This window comes from Streptomyces sp. AC555_RSS877, from assembly GCF_019049245.1.
GTDB lineage: Bacteria > Actinomycetota > Actinomycetes > Streptomycetales > Streptomycetaceae > Streptomyces.
Genome location: NZ_JAGMUK010000061.1, coordinates 23,720 through 42,296, shown reverse-complemented (window position 1 = coordinate 42,296; position 18,577 = coordinate 23,720). Strand labels below are relative to the sequence as shown.

Sequence of the window (18,577 nt, the reverse complement as noted above, 5' to 3'; positions counted from 1 at the left end):
GTAGGGGCGGGGCCTGGCGGTAGGGGCGGGGCCTGGCGGTAGGGGCTCCGGCGGTAGGGGCGGGGCCTGGCGGTAGGGGCTCCGGCGGTCGCGGGTTTCGCTGGCCACGGGCCTTGCTATTGGTGATGACGGGCCCCGGCGACCGTGGGTCTCGGTGGGGGGCGGGCCTTGGTGGTGACGGGCCCCGGCGGTCGCCGGTCTCGGTGAACGCGGGACCCCGGCGGTGACGGGCCTGGACAGTGGCGGGGTTTCAGCGGTCGCGCTCGGCGATCGCGGGCTCAGGGCGGAGACGGGCCTGGACGGTGGCGATGCCTCAGCGGTCGCGGCGCTCGGCGAGCGCGGCGCTCGACAGCGGCGAGCTCAGGCGGAGACGGCCCTTGGCGGTCGCTGGTCTCGGTGGAGGCGGGCCCGGGCGGTGACAGGCCCCGGCGGTGACAGGCCCCGGCGGTGACGGGCCCTCGCGTTTTGCGGGTCTCGGTCGAGGCGGGCCAGAGGGCGACAGGCCTCGACGGCGACGGGCTCCGGCGAAGACGGGCCCCGCCGAAAACCGGCCCCGATGGTCGCGGCGCTCAGCGATCGCGGGCCCAGGCGGCGCCGGGCCTCGGCGGTGACGGGCCCAGGGCGGAGACGCGCCTAGATCGTGGCGGGGCCTCAGCGAGCTCGGCGCTCAACAGTCGCGGGCTCAGGCGGAGACGGGCCAGGCGGTCGCGGCGCTCGACGTTCGCGCGCCCAAGCGGTCGCGGCGCTCGGCGACCGCGGGGCCTGGGCGGTGACGGGCCGGGGCGGTAACGGGCCAGGGTCGGCGTCGGGTGTCGCACCTCGGACCGCAACGCCGTCCCGTCGGTGTCAGATGACCGGCGGCCGTCCCAGTCGGCTGAGCTTCCAGACCGTGCGCCAGCGCATGGGCCGTCGTTCGCCGGCGGGTTCCCGTACGCCTTCCACGAAGCCGCCGAACCAGGCGCGCAGTCCGGCCACGGACCGCACCCGCAGCAGCGTGAGCAGCGTCCACACGCCCAGGTGGACGGGGATCAGCGCGAGTGGCAGCCGGCGGCGGACCAGCCACACGCGGTTGCGGGCGTTCACCCGGTAGTAGATGGCGTGCCGGGCGGGCGAGGTCTTCGGGTGCTGGAGCAGCAACTCGGGGGCGTACAGGATCCGCCAGCCGCCGTCGGCGGCCCGCCAGGCCAGGTCCGTCTCCTCGTGGGCGAAGAAGAACTCGGCGGGCCAGTCGCCGATCTCCGCGAGCATCTCCATGCGGAAGGCGTGTCCGCCGCCGAGGAACCCGGTGACGTATCCGCCGCGCATCGGATCGGCGGAGCCGACGCGGGGGACGTGCCGCTGTTGGGTCTCCCCGTTCTCGTCGGCGATGCGGAAGCCGACGATGCCGAGGCGCGGGTCGGCGGCGAACAGTTCCGCCAAGCGGCGCAGCACGTCGGCGTCGACGAGGAGTCCGTCGTCGTCGAGTTCCACGACGACGTCGACGTCCGCGAACTCCCGCAGCCGCGCCAGCGCCACGTTCCGTCCGCCGGGGCAGCCGAGGTTCTCCTCGACGTCGATGGTGGTGACCTCGCCGGGCAGGGACAGCCGTGCGGCGAACTCGGGCAGCCGACAGCCGTTGCCGACGATCACGATGCGTGCCGGTGCGAGATCCTGCTTGGCCACGGACTCCAGCAGCGCGTCCACTTCGGCGGGCCGGTTGCCCATGGTCACCACGGCGACACCGATCCTCGGTTCCCGCACGCCCTCACCCCATCCCGCCACGCCCATCGCGATCGCGGTCGCGATGCTAGCCGTTCACTGTAGGGACCTTTTAAGTACGCGCGCGGCACCGGGTCCATTCACGACGACGACTCCGGCGCTGAGGCGCCGGAGTCGACCTTCCGGGCGGCTCTGTGGCGCGTCAACGTCCGGTGACGCGCCACGTCAACGCGGTGCGGGCGCGACCTGCGATGGCACGAGTGCCGGTCCTCCGCGGGTCGGACCGTTCACCTTCCCGACGTCCGCCCGCCCGATCGTGTGCCGCCACAGCCGTCCCAGCGACCGGTAGAAGCGGTCCGGCAGGAACACGGCGTCCGCGATGATCATCGCGCCGGAGAAGAGGGGCAGGCCCATGAGGACGGCGATTCCCACGTGCATACCCAACAGCGTGGTCAGGACCGGGTACTTGAGCCGGCCGAACAGGACGAACGGGAAGGCGACCTGCAACAGCACGGTCAGGTAGCAGGCGATGCTGATCAGTACGTCGTGCTCGTCCACCATGAGGGAGAGCTCGGGCCAGGGCCGGAACAGGTCGAGGTTCAGGACGTAGTGGAGCGCGGTCCCGTTGCCCCAGGAGCCGCCCTGCACCTTGTAGAGACCCGCGGCCCCGTAGAGGAAGCAGACCTGGGCCGCGATGACGAACATGGCGCAGTTGTGGAGTACCGCCGTCAACGTCCGGCGGGACCGGTCGAGTTCGTTCGCCCCCTGAACCGGCGGCGTGCATGACGGGGTGCCCGCGGAGGCTCGGAGGCGGGTTCTGCGCGCGTCCAGCGACCAGTGCCTGCCGCACGCGGTGAAGACGAGGTACAGGGCCATGAGGAGGATGAGGTTGTCTCCTCCGTCGGTCATGAAGATCGCCCTGGCGTGGAACGAGGCCACCACGACGGCGAAGAGCACGGACACCGCTCTGGTCCGCCAGCCCAGCATGAACAGCGCGGACGTGACGAGGGCCAGCACGTAACAGGCCTCGAAGTACACCCGGCTCTCGGACAGGGTCAGGATGCTGGCCCACCCCGTCTGGTCGAACAACTGCCGGGCCAGTTCGGGCGTCCACGGTGACCCGGGGCCCCAGATCTCGTCGCGGTGCGGGAACTCGCGCAACAGGAAGAGGAGGTAGAGAAGCCCGTATCCGATGCGCAGGACCGCCGCGGCGTAGAGGGAGACCGGCCGCTCCGTCAGGACGGTGAGAAGCTCACCGATCCGGTGTGATGCGCGCGTCTGCTCAGTTTCCATGGGAGGTCACCTTCCACCAGGGCAGATACCGCGTTTCGGCAGGCTTGGGCGCGGCGGCCGGGCCTGCCCCGCCGGGCGCGGCCGGCCCGGCAGGCGCGGCGATGGGCACCGTGATCACCCGCAGCTGGACGGACTCGAAGGTCCCTCCCCGGTGGGCGGCGATGCGATCTGTCGCGATGTTGGTCAGGTACTTCTGGATCATCAACGCCCGCTCCGAGCGAGGCCGGTCGTCGGCACCGTGGGTTTCGAGGTACGAACTCCACGCCCGCCGCAGCGTGTTCTGTGCCGTGTGGCTCGGGAAGGCATGGTGTTCCACCGCCGAGTTGTCGACGGCGCTCAGATCGAACCAGCCGCTCACCCGCACCCTGCCGTCCGGGGTGGTGTGCAAGGTCCTCGCCGACACCTGCCGGTTGACCGACTCGGGATCCGGCGCGAAGAGCCGCCAGTTCTGCTCGAAGAGGGGGAAGACCCACGCATTGACCTGCCGACTGTATTGCTGCGAAAGGGGATTGGGCGGCGCCACGTGCAGAAACACGAGGAGAACATGGACAAGGGTCATCGCCAGGCACAGGATCACGGCGGCACTCGTTCCGGCCTTCAGGAGAATGCCCGCCTTCAGGAGAAGGGGAGAAGGTTTTTCAGGCAGCCCTTGATACGCAGGGGTTTCCTCTCCCCGGCCTCTTTGTTCTGTCGGCTCAGCGCTGACCCTGGTTTCTCTCATCGCTTCTCCCGAGGTTTCACCAACGGCGCGCGACGGAATCGACATCAATCGATCCGCCGCGCGCCGCGTTCTGCTCACTCAAATGGAGCTAGGCAGACTTCCTGTAGTGCTCTTCCTCATCACTGCTGTAGCCCTCGGGCTTGCCCGGCTTCCCGTCGTGAGCGTCGGGCTTCCCACCCTGGTCGTGGCCGTCGGGCTTCCCACCATGATCGTGGCCGCCGGGCTTCCCACCATGATCGTGGCCGCCGGGCTTCCCACCATGATCGTGGCCGCCGGGCTTCCCGCCATGGCCATGGCCGCCGGGCTTTCCGTCGTGATCGTGGTCGTCGGGCTTTCCGCCGTGGTCCTTGCCACCGGTCGCACCGCCCGAGGTGGCGCCCGCGATCTGGCCGCCGATGACACCCTCCGTGGTTCCCCCCGTGGTGGCACCTGCGATCGCACCACCCAGGACGCCACCCGTCGGCACGCCGCCGATGACACCACCTGTGGTGCCCTCCGTGGCACCGGCGATGACACCACCCGTGGTGCCACCCGTGGTGCCCTCCGTGGTGGCACCGGCGATCACACCACCCGTGGTGCCACCCGTGGTGCCCTCCGTGGTGGCACCGGCGATCACACCACCCGTGATCACGCCACCGGTGGTGCCACCAGTGCCCCCGGCCGCACACGGTCCGAGGAAGATCCTGTTCGTGTCCAGCGTCACGGCGCCGTTACCGGTACCGCCCGCGTCGGCCAGCAGGCGGCCGTTGATGATCGCCCCCGTGGTGGCGCTGATCGAGGTGTTGGCCAGGATGGTGCCCACGAACGAGGTGTCGGTACCGAGCGTGGCCGAACTGCCCACCTGCCAGAACACATTGCACGGCGAGGCGCCGTTGACGAGACTCACCGTGCTGAAGTCGGCTGCCGTCGTCAGAGTCGAACCGATCTGGAACACCCAGACGGCATTGGGGTTGCCCTGGGCGTCCAGGGTGAGTGTGCCGGTGATCTGTGCGCTGCTGGTCGCCCTGTAGAGACCCGGCGTCAGCACCTGGCCGCCGAACTCGTGGGGAGCGTCGCCGTACACCACGGGGTCCAGAGACTGTCCGGCGGCCTGGTTGTACGCCGTGGTCAGCTCGATCTTGGCCTGGCCCGCGTGGGCATCGGCAGCGTGCAGAGTCCCGGGCGGGGTCACGATGCCGGGCGGGAACCCGGTGATGGCTGTACCGGGGCTCACACCGACGTTGAGACCTTCGACCACCGTGGGGCCGGTGTTGGTGACCGTCGCACCACCCAGTACTCCGTAAGTGGCCAGCGTCGTGCCCATGGGCACGGGGGTGGCAATGGCATTTGCGCGTGTCGGCGTCAGAACGAGGACAACGGCAGCGATCACCACAGCCGCTACCGCCGTGATCCACACCGACATGGTGCGCCGAATCGGCGCATCAGGAATGTTCAGCGTCATCGAGGGGCCAACTCCTGTGAGGGGATGGTGCCTATTGGGCGGTTCTCGGTCGCACGGAATCGCCTGTTTCTGCCGTCGACACATTACGCAAGCGTGAAATCAATTTACGGTTCATTCGAGTAATATCACTGAAATCGACGAACGAATCGAGAAAGGCATAGGAATGCCTAATGGACCGAATGGCGGCAGTCGCGACCCTCGGCCCTTCACGAAACGGAACCTGCGCGACATCTTGACGTGTACTTGGCAAAGTGCCTCAATGGGAGCGCTCCCACATCGATGCGAGAGGAACCCAGAAGGGATCCCCATGCAGACCTCCCCCCACCCGGTCGCACTTCGCACGGCCGGACGAGGACTGGCGGCCGCCCTCACAGCCGTGCTCGCCGCCTGCCTGCTGTCCCTGACCGGCGTCACCCGAGCCCACGCCGCGCCCGGCGACGGATCGGTGTCCGACCCCCACATCGCCTACGTCGGACGCTGGGACACCAGCTCAGGCACGACGGCCGTGGCCAACTGGACCGGCGCCTACGTGCAGACGTCCTTCACCGGCACCACCGTGAAGGTGAAGGCCAGAGACGCGGTCAACTTCTACGCGAGCATCGACGGCAAGCCCGACGTCTTCCACGCGGGCGTGCGCGGCACGGTGAACCTGACCCCCCAGCCCCTCCCCTCCGGGACCCACACCCTGCGGATCTCGTACCGCTCCGGAGACACCGCCTTCCAAGGTCTGGTCCTGGACCCCGGCGCCCGCACGGTCGCCCCGGCCGCGTCGGCCGGGCTGATCGAGTTCGTCGGCGACTCCATCACCGCCGGCGCCCTCACCGACCGGCTGGCGCTCGACTCGTACGCCTGGAAGACCGGCGAGCAACTGGGGATGCGGCACACGCAGGTCGCACGCTCCGGCTACTGCCTCGTCGCCCAGTCCGGGTGCACCGGTCTGAGCAGCCAGTTCTTCAGGCTGGCCAGCACGGGCGGAACGAACTGGGACTTCTCCCGCTACCAGGCGAGCGCGGTCGTCATCAACCTCGGCACCAACGACATCGGGCACGGCGTGACCGGCGCCGCGTTCCAGTCGGCGTACACAACGTTCCTGCGGGACATCCGCGCCAAGTACCCGAACGCGACCCTCTTCGCGGTGCAGACCCTCAAGAAGCGCTACGTCACCGAGACCAAGGCAGCCGTCAGCGCCCGCACCGCCGCCGGTGACACCAAGGTGCGCTACGTGGACACGACGGGCTGGCTCACCGACGGCACCGACTACGAGGACGGCAACGGGCACCCCAACGAGGCGGGCCACACCAAGTTCGCGGGCCGTCTGGCCCCCGTCATCAGCGCCGCCACGACCCTGTCCACCCGGGCGGCGGCTCCCGGCCAGCCCGGCGACCCGAACATCAAGTTCGTCGGACGCTGGGACACCACCAGCTCCACCACCGCCTACACGCCGTACTGGGCGGGCGCGTACTACCGCGTCGGCTTCACCGGCACGACCGTCAAGCTCAAGCAGCGCAACACGATCGATCTCTGGGCGCGGATCGACGACGGGCCCGTGAAGTTCTACGACGACGTCAAGGGCACGGTGAACCTGACCCCGGCGGCCCTGCCGGCCGGCCGGCACACGCTCCAGGTCAACTACCAGGTGGTCGCCGGGTCCTACCGCGGTGACGCCGTCTTCCAAGGGCTCGCCCTCGACAGCGGCGCGACGACCTTCGCGCCGCCCGCCCCGGGCAAGCTGGTCGAGTTCGTCGGCGACTCGATCACCGTGGGCACGACGACCTCGCAGAACGCCCGTACCGCCTACGGCTGGCTGATCGGGGAACGGCTGGGCACCGAGCACACCCAGATCGCCCAGGGCGGCGCCTGCCTCGTCGCCGCGGCGGACGGGTGCGTGGGCCTGGAGCAGCGGTTCACCAAGCTCAACCCGAACGCGTCGACACCCGACTGGAACTTCTCCCGCTACCGGGCCGACGCGGTCGTCATCAACCTCGGCACCAATGACGTCGGGCACTCAGTGAGCTCGACACAGTTCCAGGCCGCCTACAGCAGCTTGCTGCGCAAGGTCCGCGCCGCCTACCCGCAGGCCTGGATCTTCGCGTTGGAGACCTTCCGCGGACGGTACGTCCCGCAGACCGAGGCCGCCGTCGGCGCGGCGGTCCAGGGCGGCGACTCCCGGGTCTCCTTCGTCGACACCACGGGCTGGCTGGGCTCGGATCACCTCACGGACTCGGTGCACCCCAACGACCAGGGCCACCGGGTCATCGCCGACCGTCTCGCACCCGTCATCGCCGCCAGGATCGGCGCCTGACGGGGCTTTGCGGCGGCCCGACGGGCTTTGAGGCGACTGTGAAGCGGCCTGGTAGACGGCGGCGGTCCCTCTGCTCAACGCCTTGACGCCTTCGTGGGCCGGATGACTCCGCGGCCGCCGGAACGTCCCTTCGGTCAGCGTGCCGGGCTGCGCCAGATCACCTTCCCCTTGTCGTCCGCGTCGAGCGAGGCCATGCCGTCGGGCCCGGTCACGGCGACCCGGACGACAAGGGCGCCGGTGAGGTGGTCGACGGTGACCTGCCAGGACTGCGGGGAGCGGACACCAAGAGTGGTCCTGGCCTCCTCGACCAGGGCGGGGATGCGCTCGTACGGCACCGCGGCCAGGTCGAACCGGGGGACCGGGGTGCCGGTGGGGGCGAAGACCACCGACAGCAGGCTTTCCTGGACGACGACGGAGAGCACCGGGCGCGTGTCCTTGCCCTGGGTCAGGGCGTCGACGGACCGGCGCAGTTCACCTTTGTCGAGCAGCGACTGGCCCGGGCCGAGGGCGACCGTGGCCAGCCCGGCAGACGCCGTGACCGTGGTGGGCGACGTCGACGAGGTCGACGAGACGGAGGGCTTCGCGGTGTCGGGCGGCTGCGCGGCGGACCCCGAGCTGAACAGCTCCGCGCGGAACAGCAGGGTCACGGCGGCCGCGCCGAGCACGAGTCCGACGAGGACGACGGCGCCGAACGCGCGGCCCTCCGGCGGCGATTGGACCGAGGCCGACTCGGGCGCGGAGTCGAGGCGGGCCTCTGCCGCCCGGCGTTCCCATTGCGGTGCCGGCCGCTCGACGATCCGTACCTGCCACGGCCGGTCCGGCGGGTACTCGACCACCAGGATGCCGCGCGGCCGGTATGCGGGGACGTCGACCAGGTTGATGCCCTGGGTGATGTCGACGCGGTACACCGGCGCGCCGTCCGGTGCGACCGTGAGGTCGAACCGGATCGGTATGTCGGCCGACAGTTCGGCGTCGGTGGCGTGCAGGCTCTCGATCATCGCGAGAGCCGTGCGGGGCACGACGGCCGCCTCACGGGCCCGCCGCGGCACACCGGCCACGAAGAAGAGCACTCCGTAGACCACGGGCAGACCCAGGCCCGCGAGGAGCAGCGGCACGTTCTCCATGACGATGCCGGCCACCAATGCGGCCATGGACACCCCGCTCACGCCACCGGTCAGGAACCCGCGCGCGAGGGCGACCGGGCCGCCGTGGGTGGGCCGCGGGCTCTCGATCCAAAAGCAAAAGCCCCAGGTCACGGCGAGTGAGTCCTGAGGCTTCCACAGAGCCGCCTTCGGGATTCGAACCCGAGACCTACGCATTACGAGTGCGTTGCTCTGGCCATCTGAGCTAAGGCGGCACGCCGTCCGCACCATGGTGCGATCAGCAACGTGGGAAAGTCTACACAGTTTCCGAGGGTGCTCCGAACCGGCCCCGGAGCCAGGGTCCTCGGGGCCGGGCGCAAGGGTTACGAGCAGCGTTTCCCGTCCGTCGGAGGGGTTCCGCGGAGCAGGTACGCGTTGATCGTGGAGTCGATGCAGGTGCTGCCGCGGCCGTAGGCGGTGTGGCCGTCGCCCTCGTAGGTGAGGAGGCGGGCGGAGGAGAGCTGGGCGGACAGGGCTCGGGCCCAGCGGTAGGGCGTGGCCGGGTCGCGGGTGGTGCCGACCACGACGATCGGGGCCGCGCCCTTCGCCTCGATGCGGTGCGGCTCACCCGTGGCACCGACCGGCCAGTACGCGCAGTTCAGGGACGCCCACGCGAGGCCCTCGCCGAAGACAGGGGAGGCCTTCTCGAAGGCGGGGAGGTCGTTGCGCACCTCGTCCGGGGTGTCGAAGGCGGGCGGAAGGTCGAGGCAGTTCACGGCCGCGTTGGCGAACATCAGGTTCTCGTAGCGGCCGTCGGCGTCCCGCTCGTAGTAGCCGTCGGACAGGGCCAGCAGGGCCGCGCCGTCGTTCTCCCTCATCGCCGAGGTCAGGGCCTCCCGCAACTGCGCCCAGGCACCCTCGTCGTACATGGCCGCGATCACGCCGGTGGTGGCGAGGGATTCGACGAGCTCACGGCCGTCCTCGTCGCCGGTGGGGACCGGGCGGGCGTCCAGCTTCTCGAAGAAGGCCTTCAGGTTCCGGCTGACCTGGGCGGGCGTCGTGCCCTTGCCGCCCAGCGGGCAGTCCGGCTGCTGCACGCAGTCCTTCGCGAAGGACTGGAACGCCGTCTCGAAGCCCGCCGTCTGGTCGAGGTTCATCCGCCGCGCGGGCAGCGAGGGGTCCATCGCGCCGTCCAGGACGAGGCGGCCGGCCCGCTCCGGGAAGAGGCCCGCATACGTCGCCCCGAGGAACGTCCCGTACGACGCCCCCACGTAGTTCAGCTTCGGGTCGCCCAGCGCCGCCCGCAAGATGTCCATGTCCCGGGCCGCCTCGACCGTGGACACGTGGCGCAGCAGACGGGGGGAGCGGGCGCCGCAGCCCTCCGCGAACTCCTTGTACGCGTCGACGAGTTCGGTGGTCTCCCGGTCGTCGTCGGGCGTCGCGTCCGTCTGCGTGTACGCGTCCATGTCGCGCCCGCTGAGGCATTCGACGGGTTCGCTGCGGGCGACGCCGCGCGGGTCGACCGCCACCATGTCGTATCGGGCGCGGACCTCTGCCGGGTAGCCGATCCCGGCGTACGCCTGCAGGTAGCCGATCGCCGAGCCGCCCGGCCCGCCCGGGTTGACCAGCAGCGACCCGAGTCGCTTGCCCGGCCCCGTGGCCTTCTTGCGGGCGACGGCGAGCCGGACATCACCGTCGTCCGGCTTCGCGTAGTCGAGCGGCGCCTTCAGCGTGGCGCACTCGAAGCCGGGGACTGCGCAGGCCCGCCAGCTCACCTTCTGTCCGTAGTACGGCGCGAGGGCCGGCGGCGTGGCCTGCGGCAGCGCGGCGAGCGCCGCATGTGCCGCCGCGCTGCCGGACCCCGTCGCGCCGCCGGAGGAGCAGGCGGAGACGAACAGCGCGGCGGCGGCGAGGAGCACGCCGCCAGTACGGACTCTGCGCGCCGGGGAGTGCCGAACGGGCGGATCGGTCGGGCCTGCCGGGGTGAGGGGGCGGAAGCTGCGCCTGATGTACATCAGCCGAGCGTAACTCTGCGCAGCCATCCGAACGCCCTCCGTGCATGCCATGGCTCGTACGAGTGACATGGTCAACTTCCTGCGGTGAAGCCTGTCAGGCGTGGGCGGTGGAAGCTTGTCGGGGAGGCAGAGGCACCAGGCACCGGGATGCCCGGCCGCCCCGTCGTCTCAGCCCGCTCTCAGCGCCATCGTCATCGCCTCCACCGCGAGCAGCGGAGCCACGTTGCGGTCGAGGGCGTCGCGGCACGCGGCGATCGCCTCGATGCGGCGGAGCGTGGACTCCGGGGAGCCGGCACGCGCGAGCCGCTCCAGGGCGTCCTCCGCGTCGGCGTTGGAGATCGCCACGCGGGAGCCGAGCTGAAGGGCGAGGACATCGCGGTAGAAGCCGGTGAGGTCGGTCAGGGCGAGATCGAGGCTGTCGCGCTGCGTACGCGTCCGGCGTCGCTTCTGCCGGTCCTCCAGGTCCTTCATCACGCCCGCGGTGCCACGCGGCATCCGCCCTCCCTGGCCGCCTCCCATGGCGTTCCTGAGCTCCTCGGTCTCCTTGCCGTCCATCTCCTCGGCGAGCTGCTTGGCGTCGTCCGAGGCCGCGTCGACGAGTTCCTGGGCGGCCTTGAGGCAGCCACCGACGTCCTCGACCCGCAGCGGAAGCTTCAGCACCGCGGCCCGGCGCGCGCGGGCGGCCGGGTCGGTGGCGAGGCGGCGGGCATGATCGACGTGCCCCTGCGTGGCACGCGCGGCGGCCATGGCGGCGGCCGGTTCGACGCCTTCCCTGCGTACGAGCATGTCGGCGACGGCGTCGACCGACGGCGTCGACAGGTTCAGGTGACGGCAGCGGGAGCGGATGGTGGGCAGGACGTCCTCGATGGAGGGGGCGCAGAGCAACCAGACCGTGCGCGGTGCCGGCTCCTCCACCGCCTTCAGGACGGCGTTGGCCGACTTCTCGTTCAGCCGCTCGGCGTCTTCCACGAGGATGACCTGCCAACGGCCGTTCGCCGGCGAGGTGAACGACTTGCGGACGGTGTCCCGCATGTCGTCGACGAGGATCTGCGCCCCGACGGCGGCGATGGTGGAGACGTCGGCGTGGGTGCCGATCAGAGCCGTATGGCAGCCGTCGCAGAAGCCGCAGCCGGGAATTCCACCGAGAGCCCGGTCCGGGCTGACGCACTGCAGGGCGGCGGCGAAGGCCCTCGCCGCCTGGTTCCGCCCCGCGCCGGGCGGCCCCGTGAAGAGCCAGGCGTGCGTCATCTTCGACGCCTCGGGCGGCGGCACGTCGGCGGCGGCAGCGGTGACCAGGGCGTCGGCATCCCGGGCAGCGGCACCAAGCTGCTCGCTCACCCTCTCCTGGCCGACCAGGTCGTCCCAGACGCTCATCCCTCACCCCGCCCCTTCGTCACGTTTCTCGTTACGGGTCCCATTGTGAGGGGCGGCACTGACAACGGGCGGCCGACAGCCGACGAAGCACCCATGCACCCACAGCCACGCCTGCACGCCCCCGGCCGGCCGCCGGAACAGCCAGACGACCGGGCAGCCGGACAGCCGGACAGCCGGGCGACGACCTGGCAACCAACCAACCGGTCTCGCCCAACCGGCCTCAGCCGCGTCGACCGCGCCCGCGCCGCCCCCGACCCTCGTCGGACTCCTCGTCCCCGCGCGGCCCCAGCAGCTCGTCCGCCAAGGTCGGCAGATCGTCCAGGGGCGTCTCCTCGGCCCAGTCCGACCGCGCCCGTCGCCGCGGCGCCCCGGACTCGTCGACCTGTGGCATCTCACGCGTCCGGTCCTCGGTCCCGTCCGGCTGCGCCCCGGACCTTGCCGAAGGCCCAGGCCCCCGTCCGGTCCCGCTCCCGGCCTGGTCCTCCCGGAAGTACCCCGGCGGAATCCGATCCCCAGGATTCTCGTCCCGCACGGGAGGCAGTACGGCCGTCTCGTCCGCCGCGCCGGCCGGCGGCACCGGCGGCAGCACCGCCGTCTCGTCCGCCGCCCCCGGCGGAACCGGCGGAACCGGCGGCTGCGGCAGCTCGGCGGTCACCTCGGCATCGGACCCGCTGGAGGCCTCCCCGGAAGTCCGCCCCTCGGCCTGCTCGTCCCGTACGGGACGCAGCACCGTGGTCTCGTCGTCCGCGGCCCTCGGCGGCACCGCCGGCAGTACGGCCGTCTCGTCCACCGGCCCGCCCGACGCGTTCGTCGGCGTCACCATGGGCGTCGCGACGGTCGCCGCGTCCGACGCGGGTCCGGGGGCCGCCGGCCGGGTCCCCGTCGGCTTGGGCGCCGCCTCCGCCGCGGCAGCCGCCTGCTCGGCCAGCCGACGGGCCTCCTCGGCCCGCAGCAACGCCTCCTCGGCCTTCCGCTGCTTCTCCAGGCGCCGCGCCTCGGCCTCGGCACGCAGTCGCGCCTCCTCCTCGGCCTGCCTGCGACGCCGGTCCTCTTCGGCCTTCCGACGGGCCTCTGCCTCGGCCCGCACCTTCTCCTCGGCGAGCAGGCGCGCCCGCTCCTCCTCGGCACGTCGGTGCGCTTCCTCGGCCCGCACCCGGGCCTCCTCCGCCTGCCGTTCGGCCTCGCGCCGCTGCGCCTCCTCCAGCTCGCGCCGCTTGCGCTCTTCCTCCTCGGCCCGGAGTCGTTCGAGCTGCTCCTGGCGCTCGCGCTCCAGGCGCTCCTCCTCGGCCTTGCGGGCGGCCTCTTCCTCCGCCTTGCGCCGGGCCTCCTCCTCCGCCTTCCGGCGGGCCTCTTCCTGGGCCTGGATCTCGGCCTCGGACAGCGGCATCATCTGGTCGAGCCGGTGCCGTACGACGGTCGTGACGGCCTCGGGCTCCTGGCCCGCGTCGACGACCAGGTAGCGCCCCGGGTCGGCCGCGGCCAGCGTCAGGAAACCGGACCGCACGCGCGCGTGAAACTCGGCCGGCTCCGACTCCAGTCGGTCCGGCGCCTCGGTGAACCGCTCGCGTGCGATCTCCGGCGGGACGTCCAGCAGCACCGTCAGATGAGGTACGAGCCCGTCCGTCGCCCAGCGGTTGATACGGGCGATCTCGGTCGGGGACAGGTCACGACCGGCCCCCTGGTAGGCCACCGAGGAGTCGATGTACCGGTCGGAGACGACCACCGCGCCGCGCTCCAGCGCGGGCCGCACCACCGTGTCGACGTGCTCCGCGCGGTCCGCCGCGTACAGCAGCGCCTCCGCCCGGTGCGACAGTCCGGCGCTGGACACGTCCAGGAGGATCGACCGCAGCCGCTTGCCCACGGGAGTGGCCCCCGGCTCGCGCGTCACCACGACCTCGTGGCCCTTGGCCCTGATCCACTCGGCGAGCGCCTCGGCCTGGGTGGACTTCCCGGCCCCGTCGCCGCCCTCCAGCGCGATGAAGAAGCCGGTGCCGGCGGATGCCGTAACGGGGTCGTCGCCGCCGAGCAGCGCGTCCCGCAGGTCGTGCCGCAGCGGTACACCGGAGCGGTCGTCGACCTTGGCCAGCACGAGCGCGGCCACCGGCAGCAGCAGCGCTCCGATCAGCATCAGGGTGAAGGCCGCGCCGCCGTGTGCGAACACGAACTTGCCGTTCTCCAGGCGGTGCGGGCCGATCGCCGCCGCCACCAGGGGCGCCACCAGCGCGCCCAGGGCCACGGAAACCCGTACGACCGCGTGCAGGTGCTCGGTCATGCGCACCCGCCGGTACTCCTCGGCCTCCTGGTCGAGGAGCGTGTGCCCGGTGTTGGCGGCCACACCCGCGCCTGCGCCGGCCAGCACGAGGATCAGCACCACGCTGGTGACGTCCGGGACGAGCCCGGCGGCCAGCAGGGCGACACCGGTGAAGGCGAGCGCCAGCGCCAGCAGGCGGCGCCGCGACAGCGTCGGCAGCAGGGAAGGCGCCGTACGAATGCCGACGACCACGCCGCCGGTCAGCGCGCCCACCAGCAGCCCGTACATCACCGGGCCGCCGCCCAGGTCCTTGGCGTGCAGCACGGACACGGCGACCGCCCCGGCCACCGCCCCGGCGATCGCCGCGCAGGCGAGAACCAGCAGGGGGATCGCTCCGGTGCGGCCCTTGTCGACGCCGGTGCCCGTCTTGGGCCGGCGCAGCCCTTCCAGCGGCGAACGCGCGCGCGGGGTGCGGGTGTCCGGCAGCTCCAGGAAGGTCAGCACGGACAGGGACGCGGCGAACAGTCCGGCCGCGACGTACGAGGCGAGGGCCGCCTGGTGCTGGGCGAACCAGGCGATGCCCGAGCCGAGCAGGTTGTTGAGCAGGCTCGCGACGACGAGGACGACGGCCGCGAGCGGGATCGCCACGAAGGTCGTCCGCAGCGAGAGGCGGCGCAGGGCGTCCATGTGGTCCGGCAGCGGTCGTACCGTCGCGCCCTCCGGGGGCGGGGCGGGCAGCAGCGCGGGCGCTGCGCTCTCGCGGCACACCGTCCAGAAGCGCTCGGCGACACCGGTCACGAAGGCGGTGACCAGGAGGACGGCCAGCGCGTTGTCGGGCGTCCAGTCGATCCACAGGGGCGCCACGATGAGCACCGCGGCCCGCAGCCCGTCCGCGCCGACCATGGTCCAGCGGCGGTCGAGCGGGCCGTCGTGAGAGGTGAGCGAGGTCAGCGGGCCGAGGAGAACCGCTCCGAAGAGCAGGGTCGCGAGAATGCGCACCCCGAAAACGGTCGCCACTGCGAACGCCACGCCCCGGTAGCCGCCGCCGAAGGCGCCCTCGGCGATCGCCGCCTGGAGCGCGAGGACGACCAGCACCAACAGCGCGAGGGTGTCGCCGACACCGCCCACGAGGTGTGCGCTCCACAGCCGTTTCAGCTGCGGTCGACGCAGCAGGGCGCGGACGGCGCGCTCGCGGGAGTCCGCGACCAGGGCGTCGTCGGGGGCCGGGTGAGGGGCCGTTGGCTGCTCGGCTGGGGTCATGCTTTCAGCCTATCGGGGCCCACCGACAGGCCGGGGCGCGCGTCCGAACGTGCGACCACCCCGACACCAAAGTGATGCCGGGGCGTTCGTTTTGCGAAGCCGCCGTGGGGAAACGGCGTGGAGAGCGGGCCCGGCTCAGTCCTCGGACGCCGTCTTCGAAGCCGTCGCCTTCTTCGCGGTGGTCTTCTTGGCCGTTGTCTTCTTCGCAGCCGTGGTCGTCTTCTTGGCGGCGGTCTTCTTCGCCGCCGTCGCCTTCTTGGCCGGAGCCTTCTTGGCGGGCGCCTTCTTCGCCGTCTTCTTGGCGGGCGCCTTGGCCCGCTTCTCGGCGAGCAGCTCGAAGCCGCGCTCCGGGGTGATCTCCTCGACGCTGTCGCCGGAGCGCAGCGTCGCGTTGGTCTCCCCGTCGGTGACGTACGGCCCGAAGCGACCGTCCTTGACGACGACCGGCTGCCCGCTGACCGGGTCAGCGCCCAGTTCCTTCAGCGGCGGCTTGGCGGCGGCCCGGCCACGCTGCTTGGGCTGGGAGTAGATCTCCAGCGCCTCTTCGAGGGTGATCGTGAAGAGCTGGTCCTCGGTCTGCAGCGAGCGCGAGTCCGTGCCCTTCTTCAGGTACGGCCCGTAGCGGCCGTTCTGCGCGGTGATCTCCACGCCTTCGGCGTCCTTGCCGACGACGCGCGGCAGCGACATCAGCTTGAGGGCGTCCTGAAGCGTCACCGTGTCGAGGGACATCGACTTGAACAGCGAGGCCGTTCGCGGCTTGACGGCGTTCTTGCCGGTCTTCGGAGTGCCTTCGGGAAGCACCTCGGTGACGTACGGGCCGTAGCGGCCGTCCCTGGCGATGATCTGGTGGCCCGTCGCCGGGTCGGCACCGAGCTCGAAGTCGCCGCTCGGCTTGGCCAGCAGTTCCTCCGCGAGCTCGACGGACAGCTCGTCCGGAGCCAGATCCTCGGGCACGTCCGCCCGCTGGTGGTTCTCGGAGTCCTTCTCGCCGCGCTCGACGTACGGGCCGTAGCGCCCGACACGCAGCACGATGTCGTTGCCCACCGGGAACGACGACACCTCGCGCGCGTCGATCGCGCCCAGGTCGGTCACCAGCTCCTTGAGGCCGCCGAGGTGGTCCCCGTCGCCGTTGCCGGCGTCCGCGGCACCGCCCCCGCCGCTGCCCTCGCCGAAGTAGAAGCGCCTGAGCCACGGCACGGCCTGTGCCTCACCGCGGGCGATGCGGTCGAGGTCGTCTTCCATCCGGGCGGTGAAGTCGTAGTCGACGAGCCGGCCGAAGTGCTTCTCCAGGAGGTTGACCACGGCGAAGGACAGGAAGGACGGCACCAGGGCCGTGCCCTTCTTGAAGACATAGCCGCGGTCGAGGATCGTGCCGATGATCGACGCGTACGTCGACGGGCGGCCGATCTCGCGCTCTTCGAGCTCCTTGACCAGGCTGGCCTCGGTGTAGCGGGCCGGGGGCTTGGTGGCGTGCCCGTCGACCGTGATCTCCTCGGCCCGGAGCGCGTCGCCCTCGCTGACCTGGGGCAGCCGGCGCTCGCGGTCGTCCAGCTCGGCGTTCGGGTCGTCGGCACCCTCGACGTACGCCTTCAGGAAGCCGTGGAAGGTGATCGTCTTGCCGGACGCGCTGAACTCGACGTCGCGGCCGTCGGCGGCGGTGCCACCGATCTTCACCGTGACGGAGTTGCCGGTCGCGTCCTTCATCTGGGAGGCGACGGTCCGCTTCCAGATCAGCTCGTAGAGCTTGAACTGGTCGCCGGTCAGGCCGGTCTCGGCAGGCGTGCGGAAACGATCGCCGGAGGGGCGGATCGCCTCGTGCGCCTCCTGCGCGTTCTTGACCTTCCCGGCGTACGTCCGGGGCTGCGCCGGCAGGTAGTCGGCGCCATACAGCTGCGTGACCTGGGCGCGGGCGGCGGTGACCGCCGTTTCCGAGAGGGTCGTGGAGTCCGTACGCATGTAGGTGATGAAGCCGTTCTCGTACAGCTTCTGAGCCACCTGCATGGTCGCCTTCGCACCGAAGCCGAGCTTGCGCGAGGCCTCCTGCTGGAGCGTGGTCGTACGGAACGGGGCGTACGGCGAGCGGCGGTACGGCTTCGACTCGACCGACCGCACCGCGAACTGGGTGTTCTCCACGGCGACGGCCAGCGCGCGGGCGTTCGCCTCGTCGAGGTGGAGGGTGTTCGCGCTCTTGATCTGTCCCAGGGAGTCGAAGTCGCGGCCCTGGGCGACCCGCCTGCCGTCGACGCTCTGGAGGCGGGCGACCAGCGACGAGGGGTCCGACGCGTCCCCGGCGCGGCCGGTACCGAAGGTGCCCGTCAGGTCCCAGTACTCGGCGGAACGGAAAGCGATGCGCTCACGTTCCCGCTCCACCACGAGCCGGGTGGCGACGGACTGGACACGGCCGGCCGACAGGCGCGGCATGACCTTCTTCCACAGGACCGGCGAGACCTCGTAGCCGTAGAGACGGTCGAGGATGCGGCGGGTCTCCTGGGCGTCGACCAGCTTCTGGTTCAGCTCGCGCGGGTTGGCGACGGCAGCCTGGATCGCGGCCTTGGTGATCTCGTGGAAGACCATCCGCTTGACCGGGACCTTGGGCTTCAGCACCTCCTGGAGGTGCCAGGCGATCGCCTCGCCCTCGCGGTCCTCATCGGTGGCGAGGAAGAGCTCGTCGGAGTCCTTCAGCAGGTCCTTGAGCTTCCTGACCTGGGCCCTCTTGTCGGCGTTGACCACATAGATGGGCTGGAAGTCGTTCTCGACGTCCACGCCGAGCCGGCGGACCTCACCGGTGTACTGCTCCGGCACCTCCGCGGCGCCGTTGGGGAGGTCGCGGATGTGCCCGACGCTCGCCTCGACGACGTATCCGGGGCCGAGATAGCCCTTGATCGTCTTCGCCTTGGCAGGCGACTCGACGATGACGAGTCGGCGGCCGCCCTGTGCGGTCTCGCTGGTCGGGGACAACTTCGCTCTTCTCTCCGGTCGGCGCTGGGGTCTCTCCCCCGGCCTTGATTCCCGGGGTCGGGTCATGCTGACGCTGCGGAGTGTGACGGTACATCCCGCCCCCGTGTCAAACGGGAAAAGCTCGCAACGGCCACTCGAACGGTAACCCGACTACCGCCATTCCTGCCGCCCGGAGTCCCCAC

General features: G+C 71.2%; 10 protein-coding genes and 1 tRNA gene. 1 reads left to right on the top strand and 10 read right to left on the bottom strand.

The genetic code is table 11. From position 1 onward, the window contains the following. Positions 1 to 846: 846 nt before the first annotated feature. The 4 genes from KUM49_RS28380 to KUM49_RS28365 all read right to left on the bottom strand — a co-directional run bounded on the left by KUM49_RS28380 (position 847) and on the right by KUM49_RS28365 (position 5,015). Positions 847 to 1,740 (bottom strand): glycosyltransferase family 2 protein, encoded by an 894-nt coding sequence (locus KUM49_RS28380; RefSeq protein ID WP_217239807.1) that lies wholly within the window; start codon positions 1,738 to 1,740, stop codon positions 847 to 849. A gap of 183 nt (positions 1,741 to 1,923) precedes the next feature. Next, complete coding sequence (locus KUM49_RS28375; RefSeq protein WP_217239806.1) at positions 1,924 to 2,991, bottom strand: HTTM domain-containing protein; 1,068 nt, start codon at positions 2,989 to 2,991, stop codon at positions 1,924 to 1,926. After that, positions 2,981 to 3,757 (bottom strand): DUF5819 family protein, encoded by a 777-nt coding sequence (locus tag KUM49_RS28370; protein WP_374200206.1) that lies wholly within the window; start codon positions 3,755 to 3,757, stop codon positions 2,981 to 2,983. Before KUM49_RS28370 ends, KUM49_RS28375 begins: the two co-directional genes overlap by 11 nt. 43 nt (positions 3,758 to 3,800) lie before the next feature. Further along, positions 3,801 to 5,015 (bottom strand): ice-binding family protein, encoded by a 1,215-nt coding sequence (locus tag KUM49_RS28365; protein WP_254401912.1) that lies wholly within the window; start codon positions 5,013 to 5,015, stop codon positions 3,801 to 3,803. 445 nt (positions 5,016 to 5,460) lie between these two features. On the opposite strand from KUM49_RS28365, the gene KUM49_RS28360 reads away from it, so the two are divergent. After that, on the top strand, positions 5,461 to 7,455 hold the full coding sequence (locus tag KUM49_RS28360) for a GDSL-type esterase/lipase family protein (RefSeq protein ID WP_217239804.1): 1,995 nt from the start codon (positions 5,461 to 5,463) through the stop codon (positions 7,453 to 7,455). Positions 7,456 to 7,589: 134 nt separating this feature from the next. On the opposite strand, the gene KUM49_RS28355 is transcribed toward KUM49_RS28360, so the two are convergent. The 6 genes from KUM49_RS28355 to topA form a co-directional block, all read right to left on the bottom strand. Next, a complete protein-coding gene (locus KUM49_RS28355) occupies positions 7,590 to 8,711 on the bottom strand; it encodes a hypothetical protein (protein ID WP_308406773.1) in 1,122 nt (373 codons plus the stop codon). A gap of 27 nt (positions 8,712 to 8,738) precedes the next feature. Then, positions 8,739 to 8,812 (bottom strand) — tRNA-Thr (locus KUM49_RS28350). Positions 8,813 to 8,920: 108 nt separating this feature from the next. Beyond that, the gene (locus KUM49_RS28345) at positions 8,921 to 10,552 is read right to left on the bottom strand and encodes an alpha/beta hydrolase (protein WP_217239803.1); all 1,632 of its coding nucleotides are present in this window, start codon (positions 10,550 to 10,552) and stop codon (positions 8,921 to 8,923) included. 168 nt (positions 10,553 to 10,720) lie between these two features. Beyond that, positions 10,721 to 11,926, bottom strand: coding sequence for a DNA polymerase III subunit delta' (locus KUM49_RS28340; protein WP_217239802.1), 1,206 nt, complete (start codon positions 11,924 to 11,926; stop codon positions 10,721 to 10,723). A gap of 220 nt (positions 11,927 to 12,146) precedes the next feature. Further along, positions 12,147 to 15,437 carry a dTMP kinase gene (gene tmk, locus KUM49_RS28335; RefSeq protein ID WP_217239801.1) on the bottom strand — a complete coding sequence of 1,097 codons (3,291 nt, stop codon included), beginning with the start codon at positions 15,435 to 15,437 and terminating at the stop codon, positions 12,147 to 12,149. Between the two features lie 135 nt (positions 15,438 to 15,572). After that, entirely contained in the window at positions 15,573 to 18,395 is a 2,823-nt protein-coding gene (topA, locus tag KUM49_RS28330) for a type I DNA topoisomerase (RefSeq protein ID WP_217239800.1), read from the bottom strand. Positions 18,396 to 18,577: the final 182 nt, after the last annotated feature.